General features: G+C 70.0%; 26 protein-coding genes. 19 read left to right on the top strand and 7 right to left on the bottom strand.

The window, feature by feature from the left end:
* The first annotated feature begins 15 nt into the window (after positions 1-15).
* Both QFZ67_RS10860 and QFZ67_RS10855 read left to right on the top strand, forming a co-directional pair.
* Complete coding sequence (locus tag QFZ67_RS10860) at positions 16-369, top strand: STAS domain-containing protein (RefSeq protein WP_307660884.1); 354 nt, start codon at positions 16-18, stop codon at positions 367-369.
* Positions 359-1,327, top strand: coding sequence for an MEDS domain-containing protein (locus QFZ67_RS10855; protein WP_307660883.1), 969 nt, complete (start codon positions 359-361; stop codon positions 1,325-1,327). Before QFZ67_RS10860 ends, QFZ67_RS10855 begins: the two co-directional genes overlap by 11 nt.
* 104 nt (positions 1,328-1,431) lie before the next feature.
* Here QFZ67_RS10855 and ndgR read toward each other — a convergent pair whose 3' ends face one another.
* Positions 1,432-2,148 (bottom strand): IclR family transcriptional regulator NdgR, encoded by a 717-nt coding sequence (ndgR, locus tag QFZ67_RS10850; protein ID WP_026278050.1) that lies wholly within the window; start codon positions 2,146-2,148, stop codon positions 1,432-1,434.
* A gap of 144 nt (positions 2,149-2,292) precedes the next feature.
* Between ndgR and leuC the strand changes: the two genes are divergently transcribed.
* The 4 genes from leuC to QFZ67_RS10830 all read left to right on the top strand — a co-directional run bounded on the left by leuC (position 2,293) and on the right by QFZ67_RS10830 (position 5,433).
* Positions 2,293-3,717 carry a 3-isopropylmalate dehydratase large subunit gene (gene leuC / locus QFZ67_RS10845; protein WP_307660882.1) on the top strand — a complete coding sequence of 475 codons (1,425 nt, stop codon included), beginning with the start codon at positions 2,293-2,295 and terminating at the stop codon, positions 3,715-3,717.
* A gap of 6 nt (positions 3,718-3,723) precedes the next feature.
* Positions 3,724-4,317 (top strand): 3-isopropylmalate dehydratase small subunit, encoded by a 594-nt coding sequence (gene leuD, locus QFZ67_RS10840; RefSeq protein ID WP_307660881.1) that lies wholly within the window; start codon positions 3,724-3,726, stop codon positions 4,315-4,317.
* A gap of 104 nt (positions 4,318-4,421) precedes the next feature.
* A complete protein-coding gene (locus QFZ67_RS10835; protein WP_307660880.1) occupies positions 4,422-4,649 on the top strand; it encodes a hypothetical protein in 228 nt (75 codons plus the stop codon).
* Between the two features lie 142 nt (positions 4,650-4,791).
* Positions 4,792-5,433 (top strand): HU family DNA-binding protein, encoded by a 642-nt coding sequence (locus QFZ67_RS10830; RefSeq protein WP_307660879.1) that lies wholly within the window; start codon positions 4,792-4,794, stop codon positions 5,431-5,433.
* Between the two features lie 94 nt (positions 5,434-5,527).
* Here QFZ67_RS10830 and QFZ67_RS10825 read toward each other — a convergent pair whose 3' ends face one another.
* Positions 5,528-5,731: a hypothetical protein gene (locus QFZ67_RS10825; protein WP_307660878.1), complete on the bottom strand. Its 204-nt coding sequence runs from the start codon at positions 5,729-5,731 to the stop codon at positions 5,528-5,530.
* Positions 5,732-5,753: 22 nt separating this feature from the next.
* Positions 5,754-6,437 carry a 2-phospho-L-lactate guanylyltransferase gene (gene cofC / locus QFZ67_RS10820; RefSeq protein WP_307660877.1) on the bottom strand — a complete coding sequence of 228 codons (684 nt, stop codon included), beginning with the start codon at positions 6,435-6,437 and terminating at the stop codon, positions 5,754-5,756.
* A 148-nt stretch (positions 6,438-6,585) separates the two neighbouring features.
* Here cofC and QFZ67_RS10815 point away from each other — a divergent pair, with 148 nt between their 5' ends.
* The 3 genes from QFZ67_RS10815 to QFZ67_RS10805 all read left to right on the top strand — a co-directional run bounded on the left by QFZ67_RS10815 (position 6,586) and on the right by QFZ67_RS10805 (position 9,680).
* Complete coding sequence (locus tag QFZ67_RS10815; RefSeq protein WP_307660876.1) at positions 6,586-7,338, top strand: 1-acyl-sn-glycerol-3-phosphate acyltransferase; 753 nt, start codon at positions 6,586-6,588, stop codon at positions 7,336-7,338.
* Positions 7,335-8,348, top strand: a complete 1,014-nt coding sequence (locus tag QFZ67_RS10810; RefSeq protein WP_307660875.1) for an NAD(P)H-dependent glycerol-3-phosphate dehydrogenase — start codon at positions 7,335-7,337, stop codon at positions 8,346-8,348. Before QFZ67_RS10815 ends, QFZ67_RS10810 begins: the two co-directional genes overlap by 4 nt.
* 174 nt (positions 8,349-8,522) lie before the next feature.
* Positions 8,523-9,680, top strand: a complete 1,158-nt coding sequence (locus tag QFZ67_RS10805; RefSeq protein ID WP_307660874.1) for a D-alanine--D-alanine ligase family protein — start codon at positions 8,523-8,525, stop codon at positions 9,678-9,680.
* Positions 9,681-9,692: 12 nt separating this feature from the next.
* Here QFZ67_RS10805 and QFZ67_RS10800 read toward each other — a convergent pair whose 3' ends face one another.
* Positions 9,693-10,127, bottom strand: a complete 435-nt coding sequence (locus QFZ67_RS10800; RefSeq protein WP_307665798.1) for a DUF3515 domain-containing protein — start codon at positions 10,125-10,127, stop codon at positions 9,693-9,695.
* Positions 10,128-10,195: 68 nt separating this feature from the next.
* Complete coding sequence (locus QFZ67_RS10795; RefSeq protein WP_108152814.1) at positions 10,196-10,429, bottom strand: Lrp/AsnC family transcriptional regulator; 234 nt, start codon at positions 10,427-10,429, stop codon at positions 10,196-10,198.
* Between the two features lie 227 nt (positions 10,430-10,656).
* Between QFZ67_RS10795 and QFZ67_RS10790 the strand changes: the two genes are divergently transcribed.
* On the top strand, positions 10,657-11,628 hold the full coding sequence (locus QFZ67_RS10790) for a thiamine-phosphate kinase (protein WP_307660873.1): 972 nt from the start codon (positions 10,657-10,659) through the stop codon (positions 11,626-11,628).
* Positions 11,629-11,638: 10 nt separating this feature from the next.
* Positions 11,639-12,439, top strand: a complete 801-nt coding sequence (gene thiD / locus QFZ67_RS10785; protein WP_307660872.1) for a bifunctional hydroxymethylpyrimidine kinase/phosphomethylpyrimidine kinase — start codon at positions 11,639-11,641, stop codon at positions 12,437-12,439.
* A gap of 127 nt (positions 12,440-12,566) precedes the next feature.
* On the opposite strand, the gene rpmB is transcribed toward thiD, so the two are convergent.
* Positions 12,567-12,752 carry a 50S ribosomal protein L28 gene (gene rpmB, locus QFZ67_RS10780; RefSeq protein WP_307660871.1) on the bottom strand — a complete coding sequence of 62 codons (186 nt, stop codon included), beginning with the start codon at positions 12,750-12,752 and terminating at the stop codon, positions 12,567-12,569.
* Positions 12,753-13,012: 260 nt separating this feature from the next.
* Here rpmB and QFZ67_RS10775 point away from each other — a divergent pair, with 260 nt between their 5' ends.
* The 8 genes from QFZ67_RS10775 (at position 13,013) to rnc (ending at position 21,193) form a co-directional block, all read left to right on the top strand.
* Complete coding sequence (locus tag QFZ67_RS10775) at positions 13,013-14,605, top strand: DAK2 domain-containing protein (protein ID WP_307660870.1); 1,593 nt, start codon at positions 13,013-13,015, stop codon at positions 14,603-14,605.
* Between the two features lie 160 nt (positions 14,606-14,765).
* Positions 14,766-16,949: an ATP-dependent DNA helicase RecG gene (gene recG / locus QFZ67_RS10770; RefSeq protein WP_307660869.1), complete on the top strand. Its 2,184-nt coding sequence runs from the start codon at positions 14,766-14,768 to the stop codon at positions 16,947-16,949.
* Positions 16,950-17,060: 111 nt separating this feature from the next.
* Positions 17,061-17,645 carry a 16S rRNA (guanine(966)-N(2))-methyltransferase RsmD gene (gene rsmD / locus QFZ67_RS10765; protein ID WP_307660868.1) on the top strand — a complete coding sequence of 195 codons (585 nt, stop codon included), beginning with the start codon at positions 17,061-17,063 and terminating at the stop codon, positions 17,643-17,645.
* A gap of 26 nt (positions 17,646-17,671) precedes the next feature.
* On the top strand, positions 17,672-18,151 hold the full coding sequence (gene coaD / locus QFZ67_RS10760) for a pantetheine-phosphate adenylyltransferase (protein WP_307665797.1): 480 nt from the start codon (positions 17,672-17,674) through the stop codon (positions 18,149-18,151).
* Positions 18,152-18,249: 98 nt separating this feature from the next.
* Entirely contained in the window at positions 18,250-19,320 is a 1,071-nt protein-coding gene (locus QFZ67_RS10755; protein ID WP_307660867.1) for an ATP synthase F0 subunit B, read from the top strand.
* Positions 19,321-19,468: 148 nt separating this feature from the next.
* On the top strand, positions 19,469-20,107 hold the full coding sequence (locus tag QFZ67_RS10750; protein ID WP_307665796.1) for a DUF177 domain-containing protein: 639 nt from the start codon (positions 19,469-19,471) through the stop codon (positions 20,105-20,107).
* Between the two features lie 2 nt (positions 20,108-20,109).
* Positions 20,110-20,283 (top strand): 50S ribosomal protein L32, encoded by a 174-nt coding sequence (gene rpmF / locus QFZ67_RS10745; protein ID WP_053675094.1) that lies wholly within the window; start codon positions 20,110-20,112, stop codon positions 20,281-20,283.
* Between the two features lie 19 nt (positions 20,284-20,302).
* A complete protein-coding gene (rnc, locus tag QFZ67_RS10740) occupies positions 20,303-21,193 on the top strand; it encodes a ribonuclease III (RefSeq protein ID WP_307660866.1) in 891 nt (296 codons plus the stop codon).
* A gap of 81 nt (positions 21,194-21,274) precedes the next feature.
* On the opposite strand, the gene QFZ67_RS10735 is transcribed toward rnc, so the two are convergent.
* Positions 21,275-22,495 carry an IS30 family transposase gene (locus tag QFZ67_RS10735; RefSeq protein WP_307660865.1) on the bottom strand — a complete coding sequence of 407 codons (1,221 nt, stop codon included), beginning with the start codon at positions 22,493-22,495 and terminating at the stop codon, positions 21,275-21,277.
* Positions 22,496-22,626: the final 131 nt, after the last annotated feature.

The following is a 22,626-nucleotide window of genomic DNA, read 5'->3' as shown; positions in this document are numbered from 1 at the left end:
GCGGATACTCCGCGCATGGAGGCTGCCGACGCGGAACCACTCGTACGCACAGCCGAGTTACGCATCACCCGCATCCGCCGGCCGCCGGGACTGAGGATCGAGGGCGTGGTGGACGTCCACACGCACCGTCATCTGCGTGGCGCGCTCGAGGTCATCGCGTCCGTCGAAGGCGATCTCCAACTCGAGCTCTCCAGGCTGGAGTTCCTCGATCTCGGCGGACTGCGCATGCTGATCGGCTTCGCCCGGACGCGAAACTCGGGCCACCACGTGGAGTTGACCGGCCTCGCCCCGCATCTGCGGAATGTGATCGCGCTGGTCGGCTGGGACGAGACACCCGGTCTGTGGCTTGGAGACCACCGTGTCAACTGACCCGTCCCACAACGGATTTGTTCACCACGCCTGCCTGTACGGCGACGACGAGGAATTCCTGGCGATGGCCGTGCCGTTCGCCGAGGAGGGGCTGGCCGCGGGGGAGCCGGTGCTCGCCGTGACCACGCCCGCCAACATCCAACTCCTGCGGGACGCGCTGGGGGAGTGGGCCCTGGCTCTCGACACCGCCGACACCGCCTGCTTCGGCCGCCGGCCGGTGGGCCGGGTCGCCGCGTTCCTGCGGTACTCGAACCGGTACGGGGAGCCGGGCCGCCCGGTGCGGATGATCGCCGAGCCGGTGTGGGCGGGGAAGTGCCCACGTCAGATCGCCGAGTGGAAGCGGATGGAGTCCGGACTCAATGTGCTGCTGGCGCACACACGGGCCCGGCTGATCTGCACGTACGACACCAGGACCGTGCCCGACCACGTCGTGGAGGCCGCCTGGGCCACCCACCCGCGTCATGTGGTGGGGGACCTGGTGCTGCCCTGCGGGACGTACACGGACCCCGAGATCTACGCGTCGGCCGGGCAGGGCCCCCTCCCGCCGCCGCCCGCGAGCGCCGCGCTCCTCGAACCGCCGGCCTCCCTCGCGGCAGTACGGCGCTTCGCGCGGCTGCGGGCCGAAGCGGCGGGCCTGGCCGGGCAGCGGGTGGCGCTGGCCGAGACGCTGGCCAATGAGGCGCTGACCTGGCTGCTGGAGCTCGGTGCGACAGATGCGGAGCTACGCGTCTGGGAGGAGCCGGGCGCCGTGGTGTGGGACATGCTGGCACTGGACCGCGAGGCGCCCCTGCCAGGGCCCTACGCGGGCTTCGTACCGCCGGGGCCGGACGCGGGGCAGCACGACGGGCTCTGGCTGCTGCGGAGCCTTTGCGAGGCGGTGGAGCTGCGCGGCGAGGACGGCGGCGGGCTGCGCCTGCGGCTGCGCTGCGCGGGGCCACGCACCCTTCGGTGGCCCTGAAAGCCGCCGAGGCCCCATCTTGCCGAGGCCCCATCCTTCCGAAAAGCGCGTCCGGCCGGCCGCTGCGGCGTGGAAGCGGCCGGCCGGTACGTGAACAGCGTGGATCAGCCGGAGCGGCGCAGCGCCTCGCTCAGGCGGGCCGCGGCGTCGATGACCGCCTGCGCGTGCATCCGGCCCGGGTGGCGGGTCAGACGCTCGATCGGCCCGGATACCGAGACGGCGGCGACCACGCGGTTCGAGGGGCCACGCACGGGGGCGGAGACGGACGCCACGCCCGGCTCGCGCTCGCCGATCGACTGGGCCCAGCCCCGGCGCCGTACGCCGGACAGGGCCGTCGCCGTGAAACGGGCGCCCTGCAGTCCGCGGTGCAGCCGCTCCGGCTCCTCCCAGGCCATCAGGATCTGGGCCGAAGAGCCGGCCTTCATGGTGAGCGTGGAGCCGACCGGCACGGTGTCCCGCAGTCCGGACAGCCGCTCGGCCGCGGCCACGCAGATGCGCATGTCTCCCTGCCGGCGGTAGAGCTGCGCGCTCTCGCCGGTGACATCGCGCAGATGCGTGAGCACGGGCCCGGCCGTGGCCAGCAGCCGGTCCTCGCCCGCCGCGGCGGCGAGCTCCGCCAGCCGCGGGCCCAGGATGAACCGGCCCTGCATGTCCCTCGCCACCATCCGGTGGTGTTCCAGTGCCACGGCAAGGCGGTGTGCCGTGGGTCGTGCAAGCCCTGTCGCCGCGACCAGCCCGGCGAGGGTGGCCGGACCGGACTCCAGTGCGCTCAGTACCAGAGCTGCCTTGTCGAGAACGCCGACGCCGCTAGAGTTGTCCATGCAACGATATTCACGTCTCACACTGTGAAACGCAAGTTCAATTTTTCCGAGAACCCGCCACCCTGGAGTTGCGACCCGCGGACCAACGGGCTCGCGACAAGATCTCTAGTTGTGTCGGCGGACCAGCCGGCCGGAGGGAAAGCGATGGGTAGGACACTCGCGGAGAAGGTCTGGGACGACCATGTCGTCCGGCGCGCCGAGGGCGAGCCCGACCTCCTCTTCATCGATCTGCACCTGCTGCACGAGGTGACCAGCCCCCAGGCCTTTGACGGGCTGCGCCTCAACGGCCGCCAGGTGCGCAGGCTCGACCTCACCATCGCGACCGAGGATCACAACACCCCGACCCTCGACATCGACAAGCCCATCGCCGACCCGGTTTCCCGCGTCCAGTTGGAGACGCTGCGCAAGAACTGTGCCGACTTCGGCGTACGTCTGCATCCGCTGGGCGACGTCGAACAGGGCGTCGTCCACGTCGTGGGCCCGCAGCTGGGTCTGACCCAGCCCGGCACCACCGTGGTCTGCGGCGATTCGCACACCTCCACCCACGGCGCTTTCGGCGCGCTTGCGTTCGGCATCGGCACCTCCCAGGTGGAGCATGTGCTGGCCACCCAGACGCTGCCGCTGGCCCGCCCCAAGACCATGGCCATCACGGTCGAGGGCGAACTGCCCGACAGTGTCACCGCCAAGGACCTGATCCTGGCCATCATCGCGAAGATCGGCACCGGCGGCGGCCAGGGTTACATCCTGGAATACCGCGGCTCCGCCATCGAGAAGCTCTCGATGGAGGCCCGGATGACCATCTGCAACATGTCGATCGAGGCGGGCGCCCGGGCCGGCATGATCGCCCCCGACGAGACCACTTTCGACTATCTGCGGGGCCGCGACCACGCCCCCAAGGACGCCGAGTGGGACGCCGCCGTCGACTACTGGAAGACCCTGCGCACGGACGACGACGCCGTCTTCGACGCCGAGGTGTTCATCGACGCCGCCGAACTGGCGCCGTTCGTCACCTGGGGCACCAACCCCGGCCAGGGCGCGCCCCTGTCGGCGAACGTCCCCGACCCGGCTTCGTACGAGGACGCTTCGGAGCGGCACGCCGCCGAAAGGGCCCTGGAATACATGGGGTTGAGCGCTGGCCAGCCGCTGCGCGACATCAAGGTCGACACCGTCTTCGTAGGCTCCTGCACCAACGGCCGTATCGAGGACCTGCGCAACGCGGCCGCCATTGTGGAAGGCCGCAAAGTCGCCGACGGCGTACGGATGCTGGTGGTCCCCGGCTCCGTACGGGTCGCGCTGCAGGCCGTCGAGGAAGGCCTGGACAAGGTCTTCACCGCTGCCGGCGCCGAATGGCGGCACGCGGGCTGCTCGATGTGTCTGGGCATGAACCCCGACCAACTGGCTCCCGGCGAGCGCTCCGCGTCCACCTCCAACCGCAACTTCGAGGGCAGGCAGGGCAAGGGCGGACGCACCCATCTGGTCTCGCCCCAGGTCGCCGCCGCCACCGCGGTACTGGGCCATCTGGCCTCGCCCGCCGACCTGTCCGAAGCCCCCGCGACCGCCGGAGTCTGAGCAACCATGGAAGCTTTCACCACGCACACCGGCCGGGCTGTTCCGCTGCGCCGCAGCAACGTCGACACCGACCAGATCATCCCGGCCCACTGGCTGAAGAAGGTCACCCGCGACGGCTTCGAGGACGGGCTCTTCGAGGCCTGGCGCAAGGATTCGTCGTTCATCCTCAACCAGCCCGAGCGGCAGGGCGCCACGGTCCTGGTGGCCGGCCCGGAGTTCGGCACCGGATCCTCCCGCGAGCACGCCGTGTGGGCCCTGCAGAACTACGGCTTCAAGGCCGTCATCTCCTCCCGGTTCGCCGACATCTTCCGGGGCAACTCGCTCAAGAACGGCCTGCTGACGGTGGTTCTGGACCAGAAGGTCGTGGACGCGCTCTGGGAGGTCACCGAAGCCGACCCGACCGCCGAAATCACCGTGGACTTGGAGAAGCGACAGGTTCTGGCCACCGGAATCACGGCCGACTTCGACCTTGACGAGAACGCCCGATGGAGGCTGCTGAACGGTCTGGACGACATCAGCCTCACCCTTCAGAACGAAGCGGACATCGCGGCTTACGAGGCATCCCGACCGGCCTTCAAGCCCCGCACAATTGAGGCCTGAGCAGCGCTTTTCCCGTACTGCGCCCCCCACCGTCCGGTGGGGGGCGCAGTCGGTTGTTGAGACCCCGTCGGGCGACAACTCGCCTCAGATGGCACAATCGGTGCATGGAACGCGACAGCCAACTCGAGCTCTACGAGGCAGTCGCCGCCCGATTGAAACAAGCGCACACACGGGTGCGTGAGCTGCAAGTCCCGGAGGGCGTAAGGATGGCGCTGTCCCGGAAGCTGCTGGTCGTCACGGCCGCGGCGAAGCACGATCTCCCGGATGCGGCAAGGCGTCTGGACCGCTTCATGAAGGACCTCGACGAGGGCCGATTCCCTGAAGGCGACTGACACCCAAAGTTCCGCGACGGTCGACTTCGTTGCGGCACTAGGGTGATTAGCCCGTTTCGTGTTTGATTTGCGGTATATATCTGCCTAACGTGCGAAAAAGCCTGGACGCATTCGTTCCGGCAATGTCTCCGAAGGGGAAGACGTGAACAAGGCGCAGCTCGTAGAAGCGATTGCCGACAAGGTCGGCGGCCGTCAGCAGGCCGCCGAGGCTGTCGACGCGGTACTTGACGCGATCGTCCGCGCAGTTGTCGGCGGAGACCGGGTTTCGGTCACCGGCTTCGGCTCGTTCGAGAAGGTGGACCGTCCTGCTCGTTACGCCCGCAACCCGCAGACGGGTGAGCGCGTACGGGTCAAGAAGACCTCGGTGCCGCGATTCCGTGCGGGCCAGGGCTTCAAGGACCTGGTGAGCGGCTCGAAGAAGCTCCCGAGGGGTGGCGAGGTCGCCGTCAAGAAGGCTCCCAAGGGCAGCCTTTCGGGCGGGGCTCCCAGCCGTACGACCGCCAAGGCCGCGGCCAAGAAGGCCACCGCCAGGAAGGCGGCTGTGAAGAAGGCCGCCGTCAAGAAGACGGTGGCGAAGAAGGTCACGGCGAAGAAGGCCGCCGTCAAGAAGACGGCGGCGAAGAAGGCGACCGCCAAGAAGACCGCGGCCAAGAAGACCGCCGCCAAGAAGGCGACCGCCAAGAAGACCGCGCCGGCCAAGAAGGCCACGGCCAAGAAGGCGCCCGCCAGGAAGACGACGGCGCGCAAGACGACCGCCAAGAAGACCACTGCCAGGAAGAAGTAAGCGGCAAAGGGTCACAGAGCCACTCACGCGCCGGGCCGGGCTTCCCTTCGGGGAGCCCGGCCCGCGGCGTTGAAAAGGGCAGAGGGGGCAGCGGTCAGAGGGTCTGCAGCGTCACCAGGGTGATCCGCAGGGACGCGCCCTCGCCCTCGGTCTCGATGCGCACGCGCTGGCCGGGCCGGAGCAGCCGCAGACCGCCCGCGTCGAAGGCCGCGGCGTCGAACTCAACCGGGGTGCCGTCGTCGAGCAGCACGCTCCCGCTGCGGGTCTCGGAGTCGTAGGTGTACGAGGTCGCCTGCATGCGGGCCAGCCTAGCCGTCGCGTCAGCCGTCCAGAGCGTGGGCGCCGGCCGCCCAGCGCTCCGCGGTCCGCGGGCCCACTCCCAGGGCAAGCGCGGCCGCCAGATCGTCCCCCGTGTCCACGTCCTGCCGTACCGAATCGACGCCTTCGAGCAGGATTTCCGCGGCTCCCGATGCCGAATGCCGACGCCGGGAACGGCCGCCGAAAGCGGGACACAATTCCATGCCGGGTGCCGCCGAGAGCAATGTCGTACCGATTCCTGCCGCATCCGCCAGAAATGCCCGGGGAAATACCGAAGCGCGCGCAAGGACCCGTGCCAATTCCGCGGGACGCAATGCGGGCAGATCAGCGTTGAGTGCGGCTACCGCCGCCGCGGGCCGCAGGGCGCGCACCGCGTCCGCCCCGTGTGCCAGCGCCGCGTTGAGGCCCGCTGCCGGGGAGTCCGGCACGATCCGCGCCCCCAGTGCCGCCAGCTCGGCCGTGGCCGCCGGGTCGTCCGTGACGACTGCCACATCCCGCACGGCTTCGCAGGCCAGCGCCGCGGCCACGGTGTCCTGGGCGAAGGCGAGCGCGAGATGCGGCCGCAGAATGTCGTCCGCGGCCCTGGCGAGCCTGCTCTTGGCCAGTACAAGGGGTTTCAGCGGGACCACCAGGGACCAGCGGACCTTCGAGTCGGTGTTCGTGGCGAGCTCTCCGTCCATGCGCATCGGGCTCCATTGTGGCGCGTGCCCGCGAAGGTCCTGAGGACCGGGCCCTGGACCGGGGCGTACCGTGTCCTCGACAGACCAGGGGCCTGGGGCGACACTTGACCCCCAGCAGCCGGGCGGTGACCCGGCAATAGAGGAGGGTGTCCGAGTGTCCCGCCGTAGAATCGGCTTCTGGTACCGCCTGGCGGCGGTCATCTCGAAACCGCCGCTGTTGGTTCTGTTCAAGCGGGACTGGCGGGGGATGGAAAACATTCCGGCGGACGGCGGATTCATCACCGCCGTCAATCACAACTCGTATCTCGATATGTTCTCGTACGGCCACTTCCAGTACAACACCGGACGTGTGCCCCGATTCCTCGCCAAGGCGGTGCTCTTCGAGGCGCCCGTTGTCGGGACCCTGCTGCGAGGCACCGGCCAGATTCCCGTCTACCGCGAGTCCTCCAACGCCGTCGGCGCCTTCCGCGCCGCCGTGGATGCGGTGGAGCGCGGTGAATGCGTCGCCTTCTACCCCGAGGGCACTCTCACCCGCCATCCCGGCATGTGGCCGATGACTGCGAAGACCGGAGTCGCACGCGCGGCTCTGCTGACCAAGGCGCCCGTCATTCCGATCGCGCAGTGGGGCGCCAACTTGGCGATGCCGCCGTACGCGCAGGAGAAGAAGGTCCGCTTTTTCCCGCGTAAGACGCTTCAGGTGAAGGCGGGCCCGCCGGTCGACCTCGACCGTTTCTACGGCGAGGAGCCGACGCCCGAGGTGCTGAGGGCGGCGACTGAGGCCATCATGGCCGCGGTCACCGGTCTGCTGGAGGAACTGCGCGGCGAGCAGGCCCCCGCGGAGCCGTACGATCTGCGCCAAGTACTCGCACAGCAGCGCCGCAAGGCCGCCGAGGAGGGCACCAAGTGACGCGCGCAGCCACCAAGGCAGCGGTATTCGGAACAGGCTCGTGGGGTACGGCCTTCGGCATGGTGCTCGCGGACGCGGGCTGCGATGTGACCCTCTGGGGCCGTCGCGCCGAACTCGTCGACGCCATCAACACCACCCGCACCAACCCCGACTATCTGCCGGGAATTGAGCTCCCCTCCTCGCTCCGGGCCACCACCGACCCGGCCGAGGCGTTGCGCGGCGCTGACTTCACCGTCCTCGCCGTCCCCTCCCAGACGCTCCGCGGCAACCTCGCCGAATGGGCGGCCAAGCTGCCCGCCGAGACCGTCCTCGTCTCCCTGATGAAGGGCGTCGAACTCGGCACCGCCAAGCGCATGAGCGAGGTCATCGAAGAGGTCGCCGAGGTCCCCGCCGAGAGCGTCGCGGTGATCACGGGCCCCAACCTCGCCAAGGAGATCGCCCAGCGCCGGCCTGCCGCGGCCGTCGTCGCCTGCCGCGACGAGGCCGTCGCCCAGCGGCTCCAGTCGGCCTGCCACACCCCGTACTTCCGCCCGTACACCAACACGGACGTGGTGGGCTGCGAACTCGGCGGCGCCGTCAAGAACGTCATCGGCCTCGCCGTCGGCATCGCGGACGGCATGGGACTCGGCGACAACGCCAAGGGCTCGCTGATCACCCGCGGCCTGGCCGAGACCACCCGGCTCGGCCTCGCGATGGGCGCGGACCCGCTGACCTTCTCCGGCCTCGCCGGACTCGGCGATCTGGTGGCCACCTGCTGCTCGCCGCTCTCCCGCAACCACACCTTCGGCACCAACCTCGGCCGCGGCATGACCCTCCAGGAGACCATCGCGGTCACCAGGCAGACCGCGGAAGGCGTCAAGTCCTGTGAATCGGTGCTCGATCTGGCACGCCGGCACGGCGTCGACATGCCGATCACCGAAACGGTCGTCGGCATCGTCCACGAGGGCAAGCCGCCGGTCGTCGCGCTCAAGGAGCTGATGTCACGCGCCGCCAAGCCCGAGCGCCGCTGACCTCTTTTCGACGCACCTCTCGCACCGCTTCGCGGCTTCGAGCTGCTGCGGCGGCCTCCAGCCACCGGCCGGGGGAACCCGGACAGTCCGCCGCGCCCTGCCGCACTGGGCGACCCAGCGCGCCCCGTGCCTGCACTCCACGGCACGGGACGTGCACGGTAGTCTCATCGCGATATGAGCAGCGAGAACCTCCCCCAGAGCCCTGAGCAGCAGCTCCGCAAGCCGCGCGTAGCCGTCGTCTTCGGCGGTCGCAGCTCCGAACACGGGATCTCCGTGGTCACCGCCGGCGCCGTCCTGCGCGCCATCGACCGTACGAAGTACGACGTACTGCCGATCGGCATCACTACGGACGGCCGCTGGGCGCTGACCGCTGACGAACCGGACCGGATGGCGATCGCCGACCGGCGGACGCCGAGCGTAGACCAGCTCGCCGACTCGACCGAGGGCGGTGTCGTGCTCTCCGTCGACCCCGCCAACCGCGAGGTCGTCTACAGCGAACCCGGTGCCGTGCCCAAGGCGCTCGGCGAGGTCGACGTCGTCTTCCCGGTGCTGCACGGCCCGTACGGCGAGGACGGCACCCTCCAGGGCCTCCTCGAGCTTGCCGGGGTCCCGTACGTCGGCTCGGGCGTCCTCGCCTCGGCCGTCGGCCAGGACAAGGAGTACATGAAGCGCGTCTTCATCTCCTTCGGCCTGCCCGTCGGTCCCTACGAGGTGATCCGCCCCCGCGAGTGGGAGCTCGACCCGACCGCCGCCCGCAAGAAGATCATCGACTTCGCGGGCGAGCACGGCTGGCCGCTCTTCGTGAAGCCGGCCCGCGCCGGGTCCTCCATGGGCATCACCAAGGTCGACGACCTCTCCGGCCTGGACGAGGCGATCAGTCAGGCGCAGCGCCACGACCCCAAGATCCTCGTGGAGTCGCTGCTGCGCGGCCGCGAGATCGAGTGCGGCGTCCTGGAGTTCGAGGACGGCCCGCGCGCCAGTGTCCCGGCCGAGATCCCGTCGGTCACGGCCCATGAGTTCTACGACTTCGAGGCCAAGTACATCGACTCCGCGGCCGGTCTCGTACCCGCGCCGCTGACCGACGAGCAGACCGCCGAGGTGCGCCGCCTCGCGGTGGAGGCCTTCGACGCCGCGTCCTGCGAGGGACTGGTCCGCGCGGACTTCTTCCTGCAGGAGAACGGCGAGTTCGTCATCAACGAGATCAACACCATGCCCGGCTTCACGCCGATCTCGATGTACCCGCGGATGTGGCAGGAGAGCGGCGTCGGCTACTCCGAGCTGGTCGACCGGCTGATCCAGGCGGCGCTGCGCCGCCCGACCGGGCTGCGCTAGCGATCAAAGGGCCTACGGAACGTCGAGCGTGGCCGGCACCGTCTTCTTGACGGCGTCGGCCAGTTCGGCGAGCGGCGTGATGTCGTGGGCGTACCGCTTCTCCATCGAGACCTCGACATAGGCCTTGCGGTACGTCGTGGTGAAGCGGGGGCCCTCGGGCTCCTCCTCCAGCAGCCAGTTGACGCCGTTCGCCTCCACTCCCTGTGACTGGGGGGCGCTCATCTTCTCCGGCCGGGGGACGCCGCAGCGCAGTACGATCGCGGCATCGCCCCAGCCGGCGGTCAGTTCGGAAGCCGGCTCAGGGTCGTTACGGTCCTGCCCGGCCACGGACTTCGGAAGCTCCTTGTGCAGCGCGCCGCACAGGGCGGCTTCCTCCGCCGGGGGGCTGGGAACCGTGATCGACACCGCTGCGTCCGTGGAGGAGCAGCCCGCGGCAGCCAGCAGCATCAGCGCGGCAGCGGACAGACAGAGGGGCCGACGGCGGGAAATCGTCACCGGCCAAGCGTAGACGGGGGCTACAGGTGCACGACCGGGCAGGTCAGGGTGCGGGTGATGCCGTCCACTTGCTGGACCTTGGCGACCACCATGCGACCGAGATCGTCGACCGTCTCGGCCTGGGCACGCACAATCACGTCATACGGACCGGTCACGTCCTCGGCCTGGATCACTCCCGGAATCTTGCCGATGGTCTCGGCGACGGTCGACGCCTTGCCCACCTCGGTCTGAATGAGGATGTACGCCTGTACCACGGAACCTCCAGGGCGGCCACGAGGATCATGTGGGGGGAAGGGACGCCACGGTATCGCGTCGCCGCGGGCCGCGGGGAGACCCGCGCGCGGGGTGACGCCCGCAGCGTGGCGTACGGGAAGAAGAAGTTGACGTATCGCTTGACGGTACATATGCCGCAGACGGCTCGCGACCGCAAGCAAGCAGCACTGCCGGGCACTCCGGCAGGACGACGGAGAGGTGAGACTCGGTGAAGGGCACTGTGGGCGAGTTGGGGGAGTTCGGGCTCATCAGGGAGCTCACCTCACGGCTCACCTCCACCCCCGCGGTCCGGCTCGGACCCGGTGACGACGCCGCGGTCGTGGCCGCACCCGACCGCAGGGTGGTGGCGAGCACGGACGTCCTGCTGGAGGGACGGCACTTCCGCCGTGACTGGTCGACCGCGTACGACGTCGGCCGCAAGGCCGCCGCCCAGAATCTGGCCGACATCGCGGCTATGGGCGCGGTCCCGACCGCGCTGCTGCTCGGCCTGGTCGTACCTGCCGAACTCCCGGTCACCTGGGCCACCGAGCTGATGGACGGCATCCGCGACGAGTGCCAGGTCGCCGGAGCCGCGGTGGTCGGCGGCGATGTCGTACGCGGCGATGTCATCACCCTCGCGATCACCGCGCTCGGCGATCTGCGCAACCACGAACCGGTCACCCGGGCCGGCGCCAAGCCCGGCGATGTCGTCGCGTACACCGGCTGGTTGGGCTGGTCGGCCGCCGGGCACGCGGTGCTCTCCCGGGGCTTCCGCTCGCCGCGCGCCTTCGTCGAGGCACACCGGCGGCCCGAGCCGCCGTACCACGCGGGACCCGCGGCGGCGGGCCTCGGCGCCACCGCCATGTGCGACATCAGCGACGGACTCGTCGCCGACCTCGGGCACATCGCGGAGGCCAGCAAGGTCCGGATCGACCTGCGCTCGGGCTCCATCGACATCCCCTCGCAGATGAACGACATCGGCCAGGCCGTCGGCGTCGACCCGCTGCAGTGGGTGCTGACCGGGGGAGAGGACCACGCGATCGTCGCGACCTTCCCGCCGGACGTGAAGCTGCCGGCCCGCTGGAAGGTGATCGGCGAGGTGCTCAACCCGTCGGCGCTGCCGCAGGTGACGGTCGACGGTGCGCCGTGGACCAGCAAGGGCGGCTGGGACCACTTCGGAGACATCGAGGACGGCAAGTAGATTCGGGCGCATGGACATACCTCCCCGCGTGCCTCCTCGCGTGCTCACCGTCGCCGGGTCCGACTCCGGCGGCGGCGCGGGCATTCAGGCCGACCTCAAGACGATGCTGGCGCTCGGCGTGCACGGCATGAGCGTGCTCACCGCGGTCACGGCGCAGAACTCCCTGGGTGTGCAGGGCGCGTGGGAGCTGCCGGTCGATGCGGTACGGGCGCAGTACCGCAGCGTCGTCGACGACATCGGCGTACAGGCCGTGAAGACCGGCATGCTGGCGTCCGCGCCGCTCGTCGAGACGGTCGCCGAGCTGCTGGCCGATGTGGACGCACCGGTGGTCGTCGACCCGGTGGGGGTCTCCAAGCACGGCGACCCGCTGCTGGCCGCCTCCGCGCTCGACTCCGTACGCAAGAAGCTGCTGCCGCTCGCCACCGTCGCCACGCCGAATCTGGACGAGGTCGGTCAGCTGACGGGTGTGGTGGTCGAGGACGAGACGGGGATGCGGCGGGCCGCGGAGGCCGTGCTCGGCTTCGGGCCGCGATGGGCGCTGATCAAGGGCGGGCATCTCGCGGGCGATGCGGTGGACCTGCTGACGGACGGCGCGGAGGAGCACTGGCTGCGCGCGCCCCGGCACGACAACCGGCACACCCATGGGACGGGCTGCACCCTGGCGTCCGCGGTCGCGTCGGGTCTGGCCAAGGGGATGGGGGTCCCGGAGGCCGTGCGGGCCGCGAAGGAGTACGTCACCGGGGCGATCGCGGCCGGGTTCCCGCTGGGAGGCGGGATCGGCCCGGTCGATCACGCCTGGCGCTTCAGGTGACCGTCGTACGAGTACGAGTACGAGTACGGGCACGGGCACGGATACGGGCACGCTGAAAAGCCGGTCCACCGAGGTGGACCGGCTTTCAAGGCAACCGGAGGGGCTGCGCTACGACGAACAGTCGGCGTTAGCGCGAGACCTTGCCGGCCTTGATGCACGAGGTGCAGGCGTTGAGCCGCTTCGGCGTCCCACCGACCACGGCACGCACACGCTGGATGTTCGGGTTCCAGCGACGGGACGTACGGCGGTGCGAGTGCGAGATGCTGTTGCCGAAGCCCGGCCCCTTGCCGCAGACGTCGCAGTTGGCAGCCACGGGTCACTCCAAAGACTTCAGATGCACTTACAGTGAATTCCGGCGCGCCGGAAATCAGTGACCTGATTGGTGGCTTTGCCGGGGGAATGGCCCGACTCTCATCGGGCAACCGGAGCAGCATACAACGACTGCGTCCGAGATACGAAACTACCATGGCTTCTCCCGCCCCCGCCCCGGACCCCGCTCCCGCCCGGGGTCTACCCTGCGGTGCAACCCCGCTGCCCACGGCCCTTTCCGGGCCGCTCAAGGAGGATCACCAGGTGCCGCAGACCCTCGACGCCGCAGCGGTACGCACCTGGTGCTCACTGGCGCTGGAGGCCCTGGGCCGTGAGCGCGAGGAGATCGACGCGATCAATGTCTATCCGGTCGCGGACGGGGACACCGGCACAAATCTGTACCTGACCGTGGAGTCCGCGGCCCAGGCCGTGGAGGCGGTCTTCGCCGCGCACGAGACCGGGTCATCGGCGCCCGCGCCGGCCGACGTGGTGCGGGCGATGGCCCACGGGGCGCTGATCGGCGCCCGCGGGAACTCCGGGACGATCCTGGCGCAGCTGCTGCGGGGCATGGCGGAGCGGCTGGGAGACGGAGATCACCTGGCCGGTGCGCTGCAGCGGGCCGCCACTCTGGCGCGCGAGGCCGTCGCCCATCCCGTCGAGGGCACGATCCTGAGCGTGGCGGGGGCGGCGGCGCAGGCCGCGGACGCGTTCCCGCAGGATGCGGTGCGGGCTGCGTACGAGGGGGCGCGGCAGGCACTGGACGCCACCCCCGGGCAGCTCGCCGTGCTGGAGCGCGCGGGGGTCGTGGACGCGGGCGGGCGCGGGCTGCTCATGGTGCTCGGGGCGCTGGTCGAGGCGGTGACCGGGGAGGCCCCGGTCGCGCCCGTGCTGGCTCATGTAAGCCATGAGATCGGTGACCCGGGCTCGGAGCCGTGCGCCGACGGGGGCCCGGCCTTCGAGGTGATCTACCTCCTGGAGGCGGACGACGCGGCGGTGGCCCGACTGCGGACCCGGCTCGACGGGCTCGGCGACTCGCTCGTCGTCGTCGGCGGGGACGGCCTGTGGAACGTCCACGTACACGTCGACGACGCGGGCGCGGCGGTGGAGGCGGGCGTCGAGGCGGGGCGGCCGTACCGGATCCGCATCACACACTTCGACGCCGCGGCGGTGTCCCGGGAGCGGGAACAGGTGCAGCGGGCGGTCGTCGTGGTCGTTCCAGGGGAGGGACTGGCGGGCCTGTGCGCCGAGGCGGGCGCCACAACGGTCCTCGCCCGCCCGGGGGAGCCGCCGGCCAGCGGCGAACTCGTCGACGCGATCCGGCGCGCCCACGCGCGCGAGGTGGTCCTCCTCCCGAACTCCGCGGAGCTCCGCCACACCGCCGCGGCGGCCGCCGAACAGGCCCGCACGGAGGGCGTTCGGGTCGCCCTCATCCCGACCCGCGCGGCCGTCCAGGGCATCGCGGCCCTCGCCGTGCACGAGCCGGACCGCCGATTCGACGAGGACGTGGTCGCCATGACGGCGGCGGCGGGCGCGACGCGCTACGCCGAACTCGCCGTCGCGGAACGGCAGTCGTGGACGTCGGCGGGCGTGTGCCAGGCCGGAGACGTCCTGGGCCTGATCGACGGCGACGTGGCGGTGATCGGCGTGGACCTGGCAGCCACCGCGGAGGCGGTGCTGGACAGGATGCTGGCGGCAGGGGGCGAGCTGGTGACGCTGGTCCTGGGGGAGGACGTCCCGGACGGCGACGCGGTGGCGGACCGCCTGGAGAGGTATGTACGCGACGGCTACCTGGCGGTGGACACCCTGGTGTACCGGGGCGGGCGGGGGTCGACCCCGCTGCTCGTCGGCGTGGAGTAGGGACGGCGCAAGGGCGGCGCAGGGGCGGCGCAGGGGCGGCGCAGGGGCGGCGCAGGGGCGGCGCAGGGGCGGCGCAGGGGCGGCGTAGAGCGGCTCGCGGCACCGTGGTGACCAGCGGATATCCACAGGTGCGCGACGTCTGTCAGTGGTGTGGTGTGCAATGGATCGCGTGCCCGCGCTCGACGAACCTCTGAAGAACACGCTCGGCGCCGCCACCGCGAAGGTGATGGCCGAGCATCTCGACCTGCATACGGTCGGTGATCTCCTGCACCACTACCCCCGCCGGTACGAGGAGCGCGGCCAGCTGACCAGGCTGGCCGATCTGCCGCTGGACGAGGACGTCACCGTGGTCGCTCAAGTCGCCGACTCCCGGGTGCTGAAGTTCAACCACGGCCGGGGCCAGCGCCTGGAGGTCACCCTGACCGACGGAAGCGGCCGGCTTCAGCTGGTCTTCTTCGGACGGGGAATCCACAAGCCGCACAAGGACCTGCCGCCGGGCAGCCGCGGGATGTTCGCCGGCAAGGTGTCCGTCTTCAACCACAAGTTGCAGCTCGCGCACCCCACGTATGTACCGCTGGGCGCGGACAGCGGCGACGACGCCGTCGACGCCTTCGCGGGCAAGCTGATCCCCATCTACCCGGCCTGCAAGGGCCTGGAGTCCTGGAAGATCACCAAAGCGGTGGACGCGGTGCTGCCCAGGGCCGTGGAAGCCGTCGATCCACTGCCGCCCGCGCTGCGCGAGGGACGTGGGTTCGCATCGCTGCCCGAGGCACTGCTCAAGGTCCACCGGCCGGACACCAAGGCGGACATCGAGGACGCGCGGCAGCGCCTGAAGTGGGACGAGGCGTTCGTCCTCCAGGTCGCCCTCGCCCGCCGGCGGTACGCCGACACCCAACTCCCCGCCGTGGCACGCAGGCCCAGGCCGGACGGACTGCTCGACGCCTTCGACGCCAAGCTGCCCTTCACCCTCACCGAGGGCCAGCAGAAGGTCTCCAAGGAGATCTTCGACGATCTGGCGACCGAGCACCCGATGCACCGCCTCCTCCAGGGTGAGGTCGGATCGGGCAAGACGATGGTCGCGCTGCGGGCGATGCTCACCGTCGTTGATTCTCGCGGCCAGGCCGCGATGCTCGCGCCCACCGAAGTCCTCGCCCAGCAGCACCACCGCTCGATCACCGAGATGATGGGCGAGTTGGCGGAGGGAGGGATGCTCGGCGGCGCCGAGCACGCCACCAAGGTGGTCCTGCTGACCGGCTCGATGGGCGCGGCCGCCCGGCGGCAGGCGCTGCTCGACCTGGTCACCGGCGAGGCCGGGATCGTGATCGGCACGCACGCGCTGATCGAGGACAAGGTGCAGTTCCACGATCTGGGTCTGGTCGTCGTCGACGAGCAGCACCGCTTCGGCGTGGAGCAGCGTGACGCCCTGCGCTCCAAGGGCAAGCAGCCGCCGCACCTGCTCGTCATGACCGCCACCCCCATTCCCCGTACGGTCGCGATGACGGTCTTCGGCGATCTGGAGACCTCGGTCCTGGACCAGCTGCCGGCCGGGCGTTTGCCGATCGCCAGCCATGTGGTCCCCGCCCAGGACAAGCCGCACTTCCTTGCGCGCGCCTGGGAGCGCGTGCGCGAGGAAGTGGAGAAGGGACACCAGGCGTACGTCGTCTGTCCCCGTATCGGCGACGGCGAGGACGATCCGAAGAAGAAGTCCGCCGAGGACGAGGCCGAGAAGCGCCCGCCGCTGGCCGTGATCGAGATCGCCGAGCAGCTCGCCAAGGGGCCGCTGAGCGGCCTGCGCGTCGAGGTGCTGCACGGGCGGATGCAGCCCGACGACAAGGACGACGTCATGCGCCGGTTCGCCGCCGGCGATGTGGACGTCCTGGTCGCCACCACCGTCATCGAGGTCGGTGTCAACGTTCCCAACGCCACCGCCATGGTGATCATGGACGCGGACCGGTTCGGCGTATCGCAGCTGCACCAGCTGCGCGGCCGGGTCGGCCGTGGCTCGGCCCCCGGTCTCTGTCTGCTGGTCACCGAGATGCCCGAGGCGAGCCCCGCCCGGGCCCGGCTCGGCGCGGTCGCCGCCACCCTCGACGGCTTCGAGCTCTCCCGTATCGACCTCGAACAGCGCCGCGAGGGCGATGTGCTCGGCCAGGCCCAGTCCGGCGTGCGCTCCTCTCTGCGGATGCTCACCGTCATCGACGACGAGGAGGTCATCGCGGCCGCCCGCGAGGAGGCAGTGGCAATCGTCGCCGAGGACCCGGACCTCGAACGGCTGCCCGAACTGCGTACGGCGCTGGACGCGCTGCTCGACACGGAGCGGGAGCAGTACCTCGACAAGGGCTGAGGGCCCAGGAGGAGAGCGGTCCGCCCCGCACCGGCCGCCGCCGAAGCAATATCCTCGGGTGTGCACCCCGCCGTATCCGCACCCCCCACAACCCGACGAGGACCGACAGCCATGACCCGCGTGATCGCCGGCGCGGCCGGCGGACGCCGTATCGCCGTCCCGCCCGGCACCGGCACCCGCCCCACATCCGACCGCGCCCGCGAGGGGCTCTTCTCCAGCTGGGAGTCGCTCCTCGGCACGCTCAGCGGCATCCGAGTCGCCGATCTGTACGCGGGCTCCGGCGCCGTCGGCCTGGAGGCGCTCTCCCGCGGCGCGTCCCACGCCCTGCTCGTCGAGGCCGACAGCCGCGCCGCCCGTATCGTCCGGGAGAACGTCCGGGCGCTCGGCCTGCCCGGCGCCGAGGTGCGTAGCGGCAAAGCGGAACAGATCGTGACGGGTCCCGCCCCCGACGCCCCGTACGACGTCGTCTTCCTCGACCCTCCGTACGCCGTCACCGACGACGATCTTCGCGAGATTCTGCTCACACTCCGCGCTCAGGGCTGGATCGCGGACGATGCTCTCGCCACCGTGGAGCGCAGCACCAGAGGCGGCGAATTCATATGGCCGCAGGGCTTCGAGCCATTGCGGGCCCGTCGTTACGGCGAGGGCACGCTTTGGTACGGTCGCGCCGCCTCTACGTGCGAAGACGCACGATGACCGGACCGGAGAGCGAGGGACGTAAGTTGCGCCGCGCAGTCTGTCCGGGGTCATTCGACCCCATCACCAATGGACACCTCGACATCATTGCCCGCGCCTCCAAGCTGTACGACGTCGTACATGTCGCGGTGATGATCAACCAGTCCAAGCAGGGACTGTTCACCGTCGAAGAGCGGATGGACATGATCCGCCAGGTCACCAGTGAGTACGGGAACGTCGAGGTGGAGTCCCATCACGGCCTCCTCGTCGACTTCTGCAAGCAGCGCGACATCCCGGCCATCGTCAAGGGTCTGCGGGCGGTCAGCGACTTCGACTACGAGCTGCAGATGGCCCAGATGAACAACGGCCTCTCGGGCGTCGAGACCCTCTTCGTCCCGACCAACCCCACCTACAGCTTCCTGTCCTCCAGTCTGGTCAAGGAGGTCGCCGCCTGGGGCGGCGACGTCTCCCACCTGCTGCCGCCCGTGGTCCATGAGGCACTGACCCGGCGCCTCGCCGAGAAGTGACGGGCTGACAGTCCGTCACCCGGTGTCGGACGGGCGCCGACTGCCCGTACAGTCGTCCCGTCCGTCTCCCATCAGCTGTAGAGAGTGGCGAACACACGGTGGACGTCCAAAAGAAGCTCGACGAGATCGTCGAGGCGGTCGGGAACGCCCGGTCGATGCCCATGTCGGCCTCCTGCGTGGTCAACCGCGCCGAGCTGCTCGCCATGCTCGAAGAGGTCAGGCAGGCCCTGCCGGGATCCCTGGCCCAGGCCCAGGAGCTGATCGGCGGCCGTGAGCAGCTGGTCGAGCAGGCCCGCCAGGAGGCCGAGCGGATCATCGAGAGCGCCCACGCCGAGCGCGGCTCGCTGATCTCGGACACGCAGGTCGCCCGCCAGTCCCAGGACGAGGCGGACCGCATCCTCGCCGAGGCCCGCAGGGAAGCCGAGGAGATCCGCGCCGAGGCCGACGACTACGTCGACTCCAAGCTCGCCAACTTCGAGGTCGTCCTCACCAAGACCATCGGCTCCGTCGACCGCGGCCGCGAGAAGCTGCTCGGCCGCGGCCCCGGCCTGGACGAGCAGGGGTACGCCGACGAGGACGCCCCGGAGTACAGCGCGGACCCGCAGACCCTCATCCAGCGCGCGGACGAGTACGTCGACGCCAAGCTCGGCGCCTTCGAGGCGGTGCTCTCCAAGACCCGTGACGCGGTCGGCCGGGGCCGTCAGAAGCTGCACGGCCGGACCACCAGCGACGCTCTCGGCGAGCACATGGCCGCCCAGGACGCCGCGGGCCCGCAGCAGCACGCGAGCGACGCGGACTATCTGGCCGGTCTCGCGGAGCTGGCCGATCCGCAGGCCCAGCCGCAGCAGCACCAGTACCAGCCGCAGGCCGAGCCGCAGCCGCAGATCCCGGCCCAGGTCCCGGCCCAGGTCCCGCAGCAGGATCCGTACGCCTATCAGCCGCAGGAGGCGTACGCCGGCTATCAGACCGATCCGTACGCCGCGTACCAGCAGCAGGGCTACGACCAGCAGTACGTCCAGCAGGATCCGTACGCCTACCAGCAGCCGGTGCAGCAGCAGGACCAGCACCAGCAGCAGGTCCAGCAGGGCGCGGCCCTCGACGAGACCAGCCTGTTCGACACCAGCATGATCGACCTCGAGCAGCTGCGCCGTTATGAGCAGGGGCGCTGAAGAAGCCGCCCGGAAGTACCGGATTGGGTCTACAGCGGCCCGTCCAGTATCCTGGCTCTTCGGTCGCGCGTAGTTCCGCGATCCCGGCTGCCTGCTTCGTATCCGAATCGGGACGGCCCCTCCCCACGATCCGAAAGCAGGAAAAGCCCTGAGCACGCGCCTTGACCACCGCAACCCCCTCGTGTTCGACACACACGAGCTGGGGCGGCGTCCCGGTGCGCTCCAGCGGCTGACCCGCTCGGTCCCGGCCCCCAAGGACTTCGGTATCGAAGGGGTCATCGGCGTGCCTCTGGGCTCGCCCGTGGAGCTCGGCCTCCGCCTGGAGTCGGTCATGGAAGGTGTGCTTGTCACAGGCACCGCCCGTGCGTCGGCCGAGGGGGAGTGCGTAAGGTGTCTGGAGCCGCTCAGCCAGGAGGTTGCGGCGGATTTCCAGGAGATGTTCACGTACCCCGACGCCGATGACCGGGGCCGCAGTCGCACTGCGGAGCCGGTCGACGACGCCGAGGACGAGGACACGCTTTTCCTCGAGGACGGCCTGTTCGACCTCGAGCCCGTGCTGCGTGATGCGGTGGTGCTCGCACTGCCGATGCAGCCGGTGTGCCGGGAGACCTGTGCCGGCCTGTGCTCCCAGTGCGGGGTCAGGCTGGACGAGAACCCGGGTCACCACCACGATGCCGCCGACATTCGTTGGGCGGCTTTGCAGGGACTCGCCGAGACCATTCAGGACGGCGAGAAGGACAACATGGGCGGCGCCGAAGCGGGCGTCGACGAGAAGCAGGAGAAGTAGCCGTGGCTGTTCCGAAGCGGAAGATGTCGCGCAGCAACACGCGCCACCGCCGGTCGCAGTGGAAGGCTGCGGTCCCCAACCTGGTTTCGTGTGAGCGTTGCCAGGAGCCGAAGCTCCAGCACATCGCGTGCCCGAGCTGCGGCACCTACAACAAGCGCCAGGTCCTCGAGGTCTGAGCGGCCGGTGAGAGGCACGATGTCTGAGCTGTCCAATGCCAAGAAGCAGGCAGACGCAGTAAACACAGCCAACGCAGCCTCGTCCCACACGCTTCTGGAAGGGCGGCTCGGGTATCACCTCGAGTCCGCCCTTCTGGTGCGTGCGCTGACCCACCGTTCGTACGCGTACGAGAACGGCGGTCTGCCCACCAATGAGCGGCTCGAATTCCTCGGGGATTCGGTGCTCGGTCTGGTGGTCACCGACACGCTGTATCGCACTCACCCCGACCTGCCCGAAGGCCAACTGGCCAAGTTGCGGGCCGCGGTGGTCAATTCGCGTGCGCTGGCGGAGGTCGGTCGCGGCCTCGAACTCGGCTCCTTCATCCGGCTCGGCCGGGGCGAAGAGGGCACGGGTGGCCGGGACAAGGCGTCCATCCTCGCCGACACCCTGGAAGCGGTGATCGGTGCGGTCTATCTCGACCAGGGCCTCGAGGCGGCCTCGGAGCTGGTGCACCGGCTCTTCGACCCGCTGATCGAGAAGTCCTCGAACCTTGGCGCGGGCCTGGACTGGAAGACCAGTCTCCAGGAGCTCACCGCCGCCGAGGGGCTCGGAGTCCCGGAGTATCTCGTCACCGAGACCGGCCCGGACCACGAGAAGACCTTCACTGCTGCCGCCCGCGTCGGTGGTGTCTCGTACGGCACCGGCACCGGCCGCAGCAAGAAGGAAGCGGAGCAGCAGGCGGCGGAGTCCGCCTGGCGGGAGATCCGTGCCGCCGCGGACGAGCGTCTGGCCGCGGCGAAGGCCGAAGCCGAAGCGGCGGCCGACGCGACGCCCGAGGCGTCCGACGCTGCCGACGAAGCCGAGGAATCCGACGGAGGGGCCGCCGACACCCTTTCGACCTCGGAACCCGCGGACCGGGCCACGGCCTGAGTCGACGTTTCCGTTTTCCCTTGAGGCCCCTCGCTCCCCCTGGCGGTTTCTAGGGATCGTCGCAACACGTGATCGGTTGTGTCAGGCGGCGAGCAGTTTATGCAGGCGCTCGGCTGGGGGTTCCCAGCCGAGCGTTTTGCGTGGGCGGCCGTTGAGTTCGGCGGCGACAGCGGCCAGTTGCTCGCGGGTGTGGACGGACAGGTCGGTTCCCTTGGGGAAGTACTGCCGCAGCAGGCCGTTTGTGTTCTCGTTCGAGCCGCGCTGCCAGGGACTGGCGGGGTCGCAGAAGTAGACCGGGATGTCGGTGGCGACGCTGAAGGCATGGTGGGCGGCCATCTCCGATCCCTGGTCCCAGGTCAGCGAGCGTGTCAGATGCGACGGCAGGGTCTTCACGGTCTCCACCAGCGCGTCGCGCATGTGCGCTGCGCTGCGGCCGTCAGGCAGGTGCACCAGCATCACGTAGCGGGTCGCCCGTTCGACGAGGGTGCCGATCGCTGAGCGGTTGTCCATCCCGATGATCAGGTCCCCTTCCCAGTGGCCGGGCACCGCCCGGTCCTCCGCCTCTGCCGGGCGTTCGCTGATCATGACCATCGGATGCGTGAAGCGCGGCTGACGACAGGCCGCCTGGCGCTGCGGGCGGCGGCGGGCGCGGCCCGAGCGAAGGGCCCGGGCCAGCTCGCGGCGCAGTTCTCCGCGGCCCTGAACGTACAGGGCCTGGTAGATCGTCTCGTGCACCACGTGCATCTCCGGCTGGTCGGGGAAGGTCCGGCGCAGACTCTCGCAGATCTGTTCCGGGCTCCACTTCAGGTCCAGGCCGTCCTGGATGAAGTCCCGCAGTGCGGTGTTCCGACCGATCTTGCCGGGCTTGGGGCGGGGCCGGCGGGCATCCGCGCGGGCCTGGGCGGCGTGTGGGCGGTAGTGCCACTGGCTGCCTCGGCCGGGACTGCGGTTGCGGTGGATCTCCCGGCTGACGGTGGACGGGCTGCGGCCCAGTTCGGCGGCGATCGCCCGGACGGTGGCCTTCTCCCGCAAGCGGTCGGCGATGTGGATGCGCTCGGTCTCGCTCAAGTACCGGGACGGTGCGGCAACGGGCGCCCGCTCGATGTGAGCGGGCGCCCGAAGCCTCTGCGGATCCGTCCGGCCATGACGCCACTCGCGACCGGTCCGCTCATGCACGCCGACAAGCCGGGATGCTTCTTTGTTGCTGTAGCCCTGTTGCACGAGCCGGAAGTATTCCGCCCGCTCACCACGGAGCTTCCTGGGCCCCTGCGGCTTGCGATCCCCACGGATCTCGAAGTCCATCGCATCCCCTGAGCTGAGGCGTTGCGACGACCGCTAGAACCCAAGCCTGGAGCGCAGGGGCCTCACCGGTTTCGTCATCCGGCACAGCGGTACGCTGCGGGCACCACCGTGAGAGTTGCCCGAAGGAGCCC

This window comes from Streptomyces sp. V1I1 (genome assembly GCF_030817355.1).
In the GTDB taxonomy this organism is placed as follows: domain Bacteria; phylum Actinomycetota; class Actinomycetes; order Streptomycetales; family Streptomycetaceae; genus Streptomyces.
This window is presented reverse-complemented; position numbering and strand designations above follow the sequence as displayed.

Coding starts and splice junctions, on each gene's coding strand:
- ndgR (WP_026278050.1), bottom strand. CDS start 2,148: ATGGACAACTCTAGCGGCGTCGGCGTTCTCGACAAGGCAGCTCTGGTA.
- leuD (WP_307660881.1), top strand. CDS start 3,724: ATGGAAGCTTTCACCACGCACACCGGCCGGGCTGTTCCGCTGCGCCGC.
- recG (WP_307660869.1), top strand. CDS start 14,766: ATGGATCGCGTGCCCGCGCTCGACGAACCTCTGAAGAACACGCTCGGC.
- QFZ67_RS10805 (WP_307660874.1), top strand. CDS start 8,523: ATGAGCAGCGAGAACCTCCCCCAGAGCCCTGAGCAGCAGCTCCGCAAG.
- rnc (WP_307660866.1), top strand. CDS start 20,303: ATGTCTGAGCTGTCCAATGCCAAGAAGCAGGCAGACGCAGTAAACACA.
- QFZ67_RS10800 (WP_307665798.1), bottom strand. CDS start 10,127: ATGCTGCTGGCTGCCGCGGGCTGCTCCTCCACGGACGCAGCGGTGTCG.
- cofC (WP_307660877.1), bottom strand. CDS start 6,437: ATGCGCATGGACGGAGAGCTCGCCACGAACACCGACTCGAAGGTCCGC.
- thiD (WP_307660872.1), top strand. CDS start 11,639: ATGGACATACCTCCCCGCGTGCCTCCTCGCGTGCTCACCGTCGCCGGG.
- QFZ67_RS10860 (WP_307660884.1), top strand. CDS start 16: ATGGAGGCTGCCGACGCGGAACCACTCGTACGCACAGCCGAGTTACGC.
- rsmD (WP_307660868.1), top strand. CDS start 17,061: ATGACCCGCGTGATCGCCGGCGCGGCCGGCGGACGCCGTATCGCCGTC.
- QFZ67_RS10835 (WP_307660880.1), top strand. CDS start 4,422: ATGGAACGCGACAGCCAACTCGAGCTCTACGAGGCAGTCGCCGCCCGA.
- QFZ67_RS10735 (WP_307660865.1), bottom strand. CDS start 22,495: ATGGACTTCGAGATCCGTGGGGATCGCAAGCCGCAGGGGCCCAGGAAG.
- QFZ67_RS10825 (WP_307660878.1), bottom strand. CDS start 5,731: ATGCAGGCGACCTCGTACACCTACGACTCCGAGACCCGCAGCGGGAGC.
- leuC (WP_307660882.1), top strand. CDS start 2,293: ATGGGTAGGACACTCGCGGAGAAGGTCTGGGACGACCATGTCGTCCGG.